The sequence below is a fragment of the Proteus vulgaris genome, from assembly GCF_033708015.1.
Classification (GTDB): domain Bacteria; phylum Pseudomonadota; class Gammaproteobacteria; order Enterobacterales; family Enterobacteriaceae; genus Proteus.
Genome location: NZ_CP137920.1, coordinates 3,946,082 through 3,958,098 on the forward strand (window position 1 = coordinate 3,946,082; position 12,017 = coordinate 3,958,098).

Sequence of the window (12,017 nt, forward strand, 5' to 3'; positions counted from 1 at the left end):
TTAAGACATAAACGATGTTGCTTCTTTTTAATAAGCACACAAAAAATGTGGATATGATAATAAATTGTTATCCATATCACGCAGTTATGTTTTTTATCAGTTATATAGTTGGCATTTTCATCAAACTTCATTACAATTATGAGCGAAAACGAACATTAAAGAATTGTTTCGCGCATTCGTAGGAGGATGTTATGAAAACTCAAGACTTGATTGTCATCGGCGGCGGAATAAACGGCGCTGGAATTGCGGCGGATGCAGCTGGCCGAGGCCTTTCAGTACTTATGCTGGAAGCTCAAGACTTAGCAAGTGCGACATCTTCCGCGAGCTCTAAACTTATTCATGGTGGTTTACGTTATCTGGAACATTATGAGTTTCGCTTAGTAAGCGAAGCACTGGCAGAGCGTGAGGTGCTATTACGCTTAGCACCACATATTGCATTTCCAATGCGTTTCCGTCTGCCACACCAACCTCATTTACGCCCAGCTTGGATGATCCGTATTGGTCTATTCCTTTATGATCATTTAGGGAAACGCGTCAGCCTACCCAGCAGTAAAGGCATTAAATTTGGTGCAAACTCTGTTTTAAAACCAGAATTAACACGCGGTTTTGAATATTCAGACTGTTGGGTTGATGATGCACGTTTAGTGGTACTCAACGCACAAGAAATCGTCCGTCGTGGCGGTGAAGTACGCACACGCACTAAAGTCACTCGTGCTTGGCGTGAAAACAATTTATGGATGGTAGAGGCACAAGATTTACGTACTGGTGAAATTTCGCTCTATCAATCAAAAGCCCTTGTCAATGCTGCTGGTCCTTGGGTTAAGACACTGTTTGATGAAGGCTTAAAACTGAAATCACCTTATGGTATCCGTTTAATTAAAGGTAGCCATATTGTTATTCCTCGTGCCCATAACGAACCCCAAGCTTATATTTTACAAAACGAAGATAACCGTATTGTCTTTGTTATTCCTTGGATGGATGAATTTTCTATCATTGGTACTACGGATGTTGAATATAAAGGTGATCCTAAAGATGTCGCTATTGATGACAACGAAATTCAGTATTTACTGAAAGTGTATAACGATCACTTTAAAAAACAGTTAACCAAAGAAGATGTGGTTTGGAATTACTCTGGTGTGCGTCCATTATGTGACGACGAATCAGATTCACCACAAGCAATCACCCGTGATTACACCTTAGATGTTCACGACGATAATGGTCAAACACCGCTATTATCTGTATTCGGTGGTAAATTAACGACTTACCGTAAATTAGGTGAGCATGCCGTTGATAAACTGGTCAATTACTTCCCTAACATGGGTAAACCGTGGACTAAAAATGGTCAATTACCAGGCGGGAATTTAGAAGGTTGTGATCGTGATGGTTATTCACGTTTAATTCGTCAACGTCACCCTTGGTTACCAGAAGCACTGGCACTACGTTTTGCTCGCACTTATGGTAGCAATACTGAATTACTGCTGGAAGGCATTACTGATTTAGCAGGTATGGGTGAAAACTTCGGTCATAATCTGTATGAAGCAGAATTACGTTATTTAGTGAAACATGAGTGGGTTATTGAAGTTGATGATGCTATTTGGCGTCGTACTAAACTCGGTATGTGGCTAAATGACGAACAAAAACAACGTATTAGTCAATGGTTAACGGCAAATACACACACTGCATAAAAGTAGCAAAATATTCTCTGACTCTGTTCGATGTTTTTATTAGCAATTTTTGTGGCGCCTAATACCGCGCCACTTTTTTTTACATTTTTATCAAAATGAAAAAATATAACGATTAACAATGTATGAGTTGTTTTTCTAAAAAGTTTTTTAACACTGTTGCATTGTTTTGCTGTTCATCTTTTCCTGAATAAAGTAATACTAACGGTTGCTTTTTTGCAATCACTAGGAGAGGTTGCCAATGTTCAGGAGCACCTGTTAATTCGGCAATATAACGTTGCGTAAATTCAGCGAAATCCCCTTTCCCCGCATGAAACCATTTTCGTAATTCGGTAGAAGGTGCAACCTCTTTATTCCACTCATCATAATGAAAATCTGTTTTTTTCACGCCTCTAGGCCACAATCTATCAACTAATACGCGATAACCTTCATTCGTCCCGTCTTTATCGTGATATACGCGTTTACAAGTGATCATTTCACCTCCCATTAATAAATTCGTTAGTTTTATTGTAGAAGAAAAATCACTCACCTTATCAGGCCACCTCCTCACTTTTCTCATCATTACCGTTTACAACATGAATTTTTCTCTCATTGTGACTGAATTATCCTCATCAAAAATAGGGCGAATAAGTGTTGACTAAATAACCTAATTAAGAGAATCTACATCTAGACGTCTAAATGGTTAGATGGGTAAATAGGTAGTGATACTTAAATAAAAATAACAACACAGTGACATAATTGATGAGGTACAGGTATGAGCTTTTATCACGCAAGCCAACATGAAGCATTAAACCAAAATCTTGCCGAACTTGATGGTCAGATCCAAGTTTCCTTTGAGTTTTTTCCACCTCGTACCGAAGAGATGGAAAATACCCTTTGGCAATCTCTTGCGCGCTTAAATACCTTAAAACCGAGCTTTGTTTCTGTGACTTATGGTGCAAATTCAGGTGAGCGAGATAGAACACACTCGATTATTAAAGGAATTAAAGAGCGCACAGGATTAGAAGCTGCACCGCATTTAACTTGTGTTGATGCCAGCCGTGAAGAACTACAACATATCGCACAAGATTATTGGCAAAATGGTATTCGCCATATTGTCGCCTTACGAGGCGATTTACCAGACAACACACAAAAACCTGACATGTATGCCACAGATTTGGTTCATTTACTGAAAGATGTCGGTGACTTTGATATCTCTGTTGCGGCTTATCCTGAAGTGCACCCTGAAGCAAAAAGCGCACAAGCGGACTTAATTAACTTAAAAAGAAAAGTCGATGCAGGTGCAAATCGCGCGATCACTCAATTTTTCTTTGATGTCGAAAGCTATTTACGTTTTCGTGATCGCTGTGTTTCAACGGGTATTGATGTTGAAATTGTGCCAGGAATTTTACCTGTCACTAATTTTAAACAGCTAAAACGTTTTGCCGGTTTAACCAATGTGAAAATTCCAGGTTGGATGCATAAAATGTTTGATGGGTTAGATAACGATCCGGAAACCCGGAGCCTAGTTGGAGCTTCAATTGCTATTGATATGGTGAAAATTTTAAGCCGTGAAGGCGTCAAAGATTTCCATTTTTATACACTTAATCGTTCAGAATTAACTTATGCTATTTGCCATACGCTCGGTGTTCGTCCTGAGCTTGTGCAAGTCTGATCTTATCTCACAATTACCCCGCCAATTAAGCGGGGTGATATATTGATGAATTACTCACCAAAATAGTATGGTTTTTCTACCGGTAATAGGCTGTATGCAGTGTCGAGATCACCATTAGCAATACAAGCATCTATTTTATGTACCTTATCGGTAATATCGGTAATATTCACAATCCACTCTTTGCAATATTTTTCAACGGCTTGATTTCGCAAACCAATTTGTATGGTGCGATAACTGAGCCGATTCAGATAAATATCACGCTCAGGATCCCATTGAATGCGAATATTACTGGTTTCTGATGCCTCTTTCCAAGCTTCAGCACTGACATAGCGGTCTGGATCAAAATGACTCACCACACCTTGTGTCAGCATCTCTTGAAAACCTTCATGCGTAATATCGACAGCAAGAATAGAAGCTTGATTAGCGTCTTTACGTCCCCAACCAGAACGGTACATCATCCAAAGAAAGGAGGGTTTTACCCAAGTCATGCGGGTCATACTAAAAGGGGGGGAAACAAATGTTCCGTTTGCGACTGCGCTCTGAGCAATAGTATTTGAATAGGCTTGATAAACACGAACAAAATCATTCGTATAATATGCCCTTACTTCACACTCAGGACATCGGTCAACATCATCGTTCATCTTTCTTTAATATCCTTTTATATTAATAAAATGGAACTATTCGCTTAAATTATGAGCCTCTAACCAGAGATAATCAAGAGCCCCTATTCTTGTTAAAATGCTATCAATAGAGTAGCGCGCATTTAGAAAAGTAAAAAAGAGAATAACAATAAAACGAGCAGATTAATGTTTCTATTATGTTTTATTTATACAGTGATGAGTCAATTAATCTTGCTAATCTACTCACAAAGTAAAGCGAATAAGCGATTTAATTGACTCATTGGGTAGCGATTAGGCGCTCGATAAGCTGTGTTTTTATTAATGCTGGAGATTTGACTGCGGTGCCAGCTATCTTTGCCGACATGATTTCAAAGGCCTTTTCAACTAATAACGCTTCATCCTGCTTCATTGACCACACATTATTAGGTAAAAAACTGAGCATGACATGATCATCGAAGGTACCAATATGAAGATGATCAGGAATGCTTCCTTCACGTTGACGGATAACACTCAATAAACCTTCAAGAATAGGCAATGATGAGGCAATAAAATGAGAGGGAATTTGCTGATATTGCTCCAAATACTGTTTCATCATCTGCTCACCATCTTTGGTCGTATTATGCTCAGCATAAGAGACAGTGACTCGGTTATCATCACCATAATGCCCTTTTATGGTTTGCACATAACCGCGCAAACGCGCGGCAATGGTAGGAAGCAACGCATCACCTGCAAAAAAATGAATGGGTGCATCTTGTTTGATTAACATCGCTTTTGTGAGCTGGGCACCGCTATCGCAGTTATCGGAAGCAACACAAATAGCCTCACTGACAGAAAAATCTCTATCTAAAAAAACCAATGGTTTTTGGCGATGCTTAACATGATGTAGCTGATTTTTACGACTTGATGAAACAATAAAAATGCCATCAACATTGCGCTCATCCATTGATTTAACGAGCTTATTTTCATTTTTGATATCACCATAGGTACAACTAATCGTTAGCTGACAACCGATTTGGTGACAATGCATTTCTAATTTTTCAGCCAAAGCAGCGAAGAATGGGTTAGAAAGGCGAGGGATAACTAATCCGTAGGTATCTGTTTTATTAAGTTTTAAGCTTCTAGCGGCATGGTTGACAGTATAACCAAATACCTCAACATAGTCCGCTATCTTCTTTTGCGTTTTTGCACTGATCCGGTATTGATCACCTTTGCCATTTAATACCAATCTGACTGTGGTAATAGACAAATTCAGGTCATTTGCAATCTGTTCAACTGTTTTTGCCATTAATATTCCATCATTGATATTGCCCTCACCTTAATGATGAGGGCCAGTTAACCTTACTGAGCAGGCTTAGCTCGGTATTTCTTCCACATTGCTTTTAACGAAGGTCCAATAATAGGTAGGATCAACGTCAATATCGCAATACCTAAAAATGTCGCTGTAATCGGGCGTGTATACAGGATAGATAAATCACCCTGAGACATCATTAAAGCACGACGTAAGTTTGATTCTGCCATCGGCCCTAAGATAATCCCGATAACCACAGGAGACATGGAAAAATCGAGCTTGATCATAATGTAAGCGAGTAATCCTGCCCCCATCATCACAAATACATCGATGATACTATGGTTCACAGAATAAGCACCTACACTACATAATACAAAGATAATGGGTACTAATACGCGACGCGGAACATCCATCACTCGAACAAAGAGTTTCATACATAAGAAACCTAAGATACCGAGGAAAATATTCGCCATCATCAAACCAATAAAGATACTGTTAACTTCAACAGGATTGTCAGTAAAGAGCTGAGGACCTAATGCCAGGCCTTGAACCATAAATGCACCCATGATAATGGCTGTTGCACCATCACCTGGAATACCTAAGGTCATTAAAGGCACCATGGTTCCGCCTGTTACTGAGTTTGCACCCGCTTCTGGTGCAGACACACCTTCTGGTGAACCGTGACCAAACTCTTCAGGGTGTTTAGACCAACGTTTTGCTTCGTTATAAGAGATAAATGATGAAATATCTCCCCCCGTTCCCGGAATAGCCCCAATCGTTGTACCAATAGCAGATGAACGAAAGTACGTTGGCAACACACGTTTAAAATCAGCCCATGTTGGTAATACACGGTGAATACGTGCGTTAATTTTTTCACTCTTTTTCTGCTTACGCTCACGGTACTCTTCTTCAAAACTGATCAAGCCTTGAGAGAAAGCGAACAGACCAACCAAGATAGGAATAAATGAAACCCCACCCATTAGGTAAACGGTATCAAAGGTGAAACGAGGCCCGGATGTCATTGGATCAAGTCCAATAGTGGCAATCGCTAAACCTATTGCTCCCCCCATTAATCCTTTCACAATCGATTGCGATGATACACTGGTAATAATACTTATGCCAAATACCGCGAGTGCAAAATATTCAGCCGCAGAGAAACCTGTTGCCACTTTTGCTAATTGAGGCGCAATAACAATCAAGGCAATCGTACTAAAGATCCCCCCGAACATAGAGCCCATCGTAGATAAACCCAGTGCTCTTCCTGCTTCCCCTTTTTTCGCCATTGGATAACCATCCAATACCGTTGCCGCAGAAGCGGGAGTACCCGGTGTACTAATTAATATCGCAGTAATTGAGCCTCCGTAAACGGCACCACAATACATACCTAATAACAGGAGGATCCCCGTCATTCCTTGGAAGGAGTAAGTTAATGGGAGAAGTAATGCAATTCCCATATTTACTGTCAGGCCAGGTAATGCGCCGATAATAATACCCGCGAACACCCCCAACAAGATCATCGTTATCGTTTCCAGACTGAAAACGACCATTAAAGCGTCTAGTATTTCCATCTCAAAGCTCCTTTACCGCTTACTCAAAAAAGACGGAGGTTGGCAGAGGTGAATTAAAGATAATGTCAAAGAAGACATAAACGGCGGCAACCATTACAATCGGAATAATAACCAATGCAATAGGTTTTCTTTCATTCATCAGCCACATAATGACTGGGATAAGAAGCAGTGACGGAATAATAAAGCCAAAAAAGTGCAGGCCAGTGGCATAGACCAACATAAAGAGGCCTAAACCATAAGCGCGTTTAACTGCGGTAGAGCTCAGATCAACAGATTGGTGTACATGTTTGATTTTATCAACCACAACACTGATCCATTGAAAAATCCCCAGTAAAATAAATAAAATGGCTAAACCGTAAGGCCAGAAACGCTCCCCTGGTACACCATAATCATCAAACATGCTCATATCACGGGAGAGATAGATAATAAGTGCCCCGAAGGCCACTGAAATCGCACCGATGATTGTATTGATTTTTGTCATGTCGGGATCTCCCCGACCCTACCTGCCGTAACAGGTAGGGTGGTTTATAATAATAGAAAAGTTATTTTTTCAGGGTTGTTGAAATGAGCTCAGCATACATCTCATGATCTTCTTTCATCATTTCGTAAGCATCGTCACCCGTGATAAATACAGGCATAATACCTTGTTTTTTCAGTGCTTCTTGATATTCAGGTTTTTGAACCACTTCAGAGAATGCACCAACTAACTCGTTCTTCACGTTATCAGGTACATTAGCCGTTGTTGCTAATACAGCCCAAGCACGCATTTTCACGTTAGTGTCTAATTTCAATGCTTCTTTGAAAGTAGGAACGGCTGGGAATAGTGGGAAGCGACGCTCATCCATTACACCAAGAACACGTAGAATACCGGCATCAACTTGAGATTTAACAGCACCTGGCGTTGTTAATACACCATCGATATGGTTACCCACTAAAGCAGCGATTGATGGACCAGTACCTTCGTTATAAGGGATATGGTTAAATTTAGTACCTGTGGTACGTTCGATATTAACACCCGCTAAGTGATAAATAGCCCCCATACCGGAGTTACCGACTTTCAGTTTACCTGGATTCGCTTTTGCGCCATCGATAAACTCTTGTAACGTGGTGTAAGGTGATTCTGCGTTAACAACTAATACCACTGGATCAGCGATAGTTGTTGCAATTGGCGTGAAGTCTTTATAAGTAACGGGTGATTTTCCTTGGTGTGGGAACATCGCGAGTTCAACCGTTGTCATCACTAATTTTGTACCATCAGGGCGCGCATTAGCCACTTCAATCAGACCTGTTAAACCATTACCTGCAGGTTTATTCACGGGAACGAAAATGCGCCCCGCTGGCATAACATCTTTTGCAAATTCAATGATAGTACGAGCAGAAGTATCAGTACCCCCACCTGGATTTTTCGGAATGACAACATCAATATTTTTTGTAGGATACGTTAACTGTTGGGCAACTGCGTTCCCCATGCCCAGTGTCATCGTAATCGCCAACGCTGCGAGTAGACTCTTTTTCATAAAACCCTTTCTCCACATTTTTATTGAGTAGCTATTAATTGCTGATAAACAATGTTTTTTCGATTCCAAGTAAAGGTCACGTGTAGGGTATTGTTTTCAGCAATAATAGCCGGATATGAAAATTCGCCTTCCCCATCGAGTAAATCGAATGGTTCAGACCAAGTACTGCCATTATCGGATGAAAGACTGACAGAGATAGGATAACGACGACTCCAGTTACCTGAATTCGGGTTATACACCAATGCCAGTTGACCATCTGCGAAGGAGACGACATCAATGCCGCTATTATTATTTGGTAATATTGTTGCATAAGCCGGACACCAATTGCGCCCATAATCCGTTGAATCGCTACGATAAATAGTACCGCGCGTACTCCGCATCATGGCATGCACATGCCCAGGCTGGGATTCCCATAGTGTTGGCTGTATCACGCCATCCCATTGAAAAACACGTTGTAAATCAGTCTCCCATAGGGCATCGTCCTTTAAACCCTGCCAGATTTCATGTTCCGCTTGTTCACCTTTATGATGCTCAATTGGAATATCGACTCGCAGCCAATGTTGACCGTTGTCACTCGAAATATCGACAAACGCATCCCAGAATTGGTCATCCTCCACCGATCCTGGTGCCAACCACTCGCCATTCGACATCACTAACACTTTATTTTTCACAGGACCTCTAGGTGCGACATCACCAGAAACCAATTCTCTCGGTAAACCCCAACTATTTCCGCCATCCTTCGAGATAACGTATTGGGTCGTCCAACTATGTACGTCGGGACCCGTTTTATAAAACAGCCAGATATTACCTGTTGATGGGTCAACATGTAAAACGGGATTCCAGTGCGCAACACCCAGATTTTTAACAACAGGTTGAGCATGTTGCCAATGATCACCCTCTTTCATCACTAGCCAGATAGCGGTATTACCGCTACCTTCTTTATCACCAGCGAAAAAAGCGGTTAACAAACGCTCAGAGTTAGGCACACGCACAATCGTTGAAGCATGGCAGTGATTAAAAAGTGAATGTGCATTATCAAGCACAAACTGGGTTTCCTTCATCACGAAAGGCATATTCCTACTCCTGTGTCCTAAATTAATCTAACGAAAGCCACTTCTTCATATTCTCACCCAATGCAGTCATGCTATTGACGGCAGAAGGGAAAAATGAGTTTTCAAACTGACTGCTGTTACGGGAACGGCAGACCAGTGTGCTGAAGTTACCAATCAGGCGCTGATGATATTTAGCGCATGCTGGATAATCCAGAGTTTCGGTCATCGCTGCTGTTGATAAATAATCAGCTAACACCGCAGCCTGCTCTGGTTTATTTTTCCAATTCTCATAAAGCCAAACATAAAGCTCCGGATGGAAGTTTGCCATAACACCGCTATATGCCTGACATCCTGCTTGGAATGAAGCTAATAACGTTTGACTGTTGGCGTTTGCAAGATGCAAGCGAGTCCCTTTTGATAATGCCAAACGACGTTCTATCATCGGAAGAGAACAGCACGTATCTTTGATAAAGGTAAAGCGATTACTTTGTGCACACCACTCTACAATTTCTTCAGATAACAAACGCTTGTAAGGATAAGGGCATTCATAGATACCCAAATCAATCTCTTTAGGTACCACATTGGTTAACACTTGCAGTGTTTCCAACGCTTTCTCATCCGACTCCCCGACAAGAGCCAAGCGATTACTGATCATAATGACGCCATCGACGCCTGTATCCGCCATTGCCTGCAATTGTTCTTTTTGCTGACTTAATGCGGTTGCAGTATGACCCGAAGCTACTACGGGGACTCTTCCATCTGCTTTTTCAACGATAAAGCGGGTAAGTGCTTGCGTTTCCTCATCACTTAAATAAAACATTTCGCTTGATTGGCAGGCGGCAAAGAGTCCATGTACACCAGAATCAATATACCAATCTACAAGGCGCGCTAATGACGCCCAATCAATCTCCCCTTTGGCATCAAAAGGGGTTAGCATAACAGGCCAAACACCGACGTATTTTTGCTGGCTCATCATCAATTCCTTACAGTAAGTTAATGGCATCACCTGCCACTTTCACTTGGATACCTTGAGTCAGTGCTTGCGCCACGAAGGCTTTTAGCACAAACGCCAATTTATCTTCATCAACATAAGCCACCGTAATGTGGTTACTTTGATGTCCCGCCATAAGGTCATCACGTGTTACACCATCCAACGTGCAGTTTAATAATGGCCATTCGTAGTTAGTTGCTCTACGGCGACGTTCAAACTCTGCTTCAGGTAGTTCTACCGCCACACCAGTACCGATATGCATAATTACATCCGTACCTTCATAGTGTGCACGGCTCCATAACAAGCGACCTGCCTTGCCTTGACCTGCGATAGTTGACCCTCCTTTAGGGAAGAACATCGGAGGCTGGCGATAACCTGTTGCGCCTTTTAGGCCGCCTTTGAGGTGTTCAAAAGGAACAGATCCTGAAATTTCCATATCCCAGTAGAATGTTCCTTCATACTCACTACCCCAACGAATATCATGTAGTGTGGTTTCAGCTGGTAATCCTAATGATGTTAATAAACGCCATAACATCGTTTGAGGAATAGCCGTACCCATATCCACTTCATTGATGCAAGGAATTGGCGTATTAGGGCAGATAATCTCACCGTTTTCATCTGGCAACGGAAAACGCGCGGTTGAACCAATCGCACCTTCAGCAAAATCAGACGCTGGGCAACAATCTTTTAAGCCCTGCTGATATTGCACACCCACTGCGGTTAAACCAAAACGTTTTACGAAACGCGCCATGGCAATCATCATGGCACACTGCTCCATCACTTGTTCACGAGTGAGTTCAGTTTTGTCATCTTGACCAAACATAAACGTCATCCCGTTATCCTCGTACCACTGTAAACATGCCTCTCTTAACTCTGTCGGTACTTTCGCCATTTCGACCAGTAACGCAGATTGAGAAAGAGATTCAATTGGCATACCAATATTGATCATGGCCTGTTGTGGGAAGACCCCGTTAATCATTCCCATACAGAATGTATCGAACAAACCTATTATTTCTTTATTTTTAATTATATATTCGCCGACTTTACGACCCACTTCGCCAGCTTCTGTCGCCATTACCCTGTGTGTTGGCGCAATATCCGTAAGATAGCTAAGCTTATGATTTACATAACCATATTTTAACCAAGTCGCTAAGCCATCTACAAAGAATTCATCATCAAACTCTTCTGACCATAAACGTGAATAATTTTTACCTAAACTGGTCATCGTACCCGCTAAACACAACATGCCCACCAGACCTGGCCATGTACCATCAAAGTTAGCCAGCAGTAAAATAGGACCACGATGGTGTGCTAAAGAAGAGGCAATATGGTGTGAATATTGCCACGCGGTTAATAACACGATAACCGGAGCATTCGGATCGATTGCGGCAAACATATCGCAACCTTCGCGCTGACTACTGATAAAACCATGACCGCGAGCTTCATTAATTTCATGAGCACGCTTCATTTTGTAACCTTGGGCTTCTAATGCCGCGGCCAGTTTATCTTCAAATTTTTTCTGTACAGGCCAGCACGTTACGTTTGCAGGCTCACGTAAGTCTGCGTTAGTGACCATCAGGATCTCGTTCTGACCTGCTGTGATGGTTGTTGGTAAGTTTGGTAGATTTAAGTTCAACATAAGATA

11 protein-coding genes are annotated in these 12,017 nt (G+C 41.6%); 2 read left to right on the forward strand and 9 right to left on the reverse strand.

Translation table 11 applies throughout. The features are described from left to right. Positions 1-191: 191 nt before the first annotated feature. The gene (glpD, locus tag SB028_RS18530; protein ID WP_069369520.1) at positions 192-1,685 is read left to right on the forward strand and encodes a glycerol-3-phosphate dehydrogenase; all 1,494 of its coding nucleotides are present in this window, start codon (positions 192-194) and stop codon (positions 1,683-1,685) included. A gap of 112 nt (positions 1,686-1,797) precedes the next feature. Here glpD and SB028_RS18535 read toward each other — a convergent pair whose 3' ends face one another. Continuing rightward, a complete protein-coding gene (locus tag SB028_RS18535) occupies positions 1,798-2,157 on the reverse strand; it encodes a DUF488 domain-containing protein (protein WP_069369624.1) in 360 nt (119 codons plus the stop codon). A 279-nt stretch (positions 2,158-2,436) separates the two neighbouring features. Between SB028_RS18535 and metF the strand changes: the two genes are divergently transcribed. Next, positions 2,437-3,336: a methylenetetrahydrofolate reductase gene (gene metF / locus SB028_RS18540; RefSeq protein ID WP_069369519.1), complete on the forward strand. Its 900-nt coding sequence runs from the start codon at positions 2,437-2,439 to the stop codon at positions 3,334-3,336. Positions 3,337-3,386: 50 nt separating this feature from the next. Here metF and SB028_RS18545 read toward each other — a convergent pair whose 3' ends face one another. The 8 genes from SB028_RS18545 to SB028_RS18580 form a co-directional block, all read right to left on the reverse strand. Then, a complete protein-coding gene (locus SB028_RS18545; RefSeq protein WP_069369518.1) occupies positions 3,387-3,977 on the reverse strand; it encodes a DUF4291 domain-containing protein in 591 nt (196 codons plus the stop codon). Between the two features lie 256 nt (positions 3,978-4,233). Continuing rightward, positions 4,234-5,241, reverse strand: coding sequence for a LacI family DNA-binding transcriptional regulator (locus SB028_RS18550; protein ID WP_069369517.1), 1,008 nt, complete (start codon positions 5,239-5,241; stop codon positions 4,234-4,236). Between the two features lie 53 nt (positions 5,242-5,294). Beyond that, positions 5,295-6,812, reverse strand: coding sequence for a tripartite tricarboxylate transporter permease (locus SB028_RS18555; protein ID WP_069369516.1), 1,518 nt, complete (start codon positions 6,810-6,812; stop codon positions 5,295-5,297). Between the two features lie 19 nt (positions 6,813-6,831). After that, entirely contained in the window at positions 6,832-7,293 is a 462-nt protein-coding gene (locus SB028_RS18560) for a tripartite tricarboxylate transporter TctB family protein (RefSeq protein WP_069369515.1), read from the reverse strand. A 61-nt stretch (positions 7,294-7,354) separates the two neighbouring features. After that, entirely contained in the window at positions 7,355-8,329 is a 975-nt protein-coding gene (locus tag SB028_RS18565) for a tripartite tricarboxylate transporter substrate binding protein (protein ID WP_248620491.1), read from the reverse strand. A gap of 20 nt (positions 8,330-8,349) precedes the next feature. After that, a complete protein-coding gene (locus SB028_RS18570) occupies positions 8,350-9,402 on the reverse strand; it encodes a sialidase family protein (protein WP_069369513.1) in 1,053 nt (350 codons plus the stop codon). Between the two features lie 22 nt (positions 9,403-9,424). After that, on the reverse strand, positions 9,425-10,354 hold the full coding sequence (locus tag SB028_RS18575; protein WP_069369512.1) for a dihydrodipicolinate synthase family protein: 930 nt from the start codon (positions 10,352-10,354) through the stop codon (positions 9,425-9,427). A gap of 10 nt (positions 10,355-10,364) precedes the next feature. Continuing rightward, positions 10,365-12,011: a signal transduction protein gene (locus tag SB028_RS18580; protein ID WP_069369511.1), complete on the reverse strand. Its 1,647-nt coding sequence runs from the start codon at positions 12,009-12,011 to the stop codon at positions 10,365-10,367. Positions 12,012-12,017 lie beyond the last annotated feature (6 nt).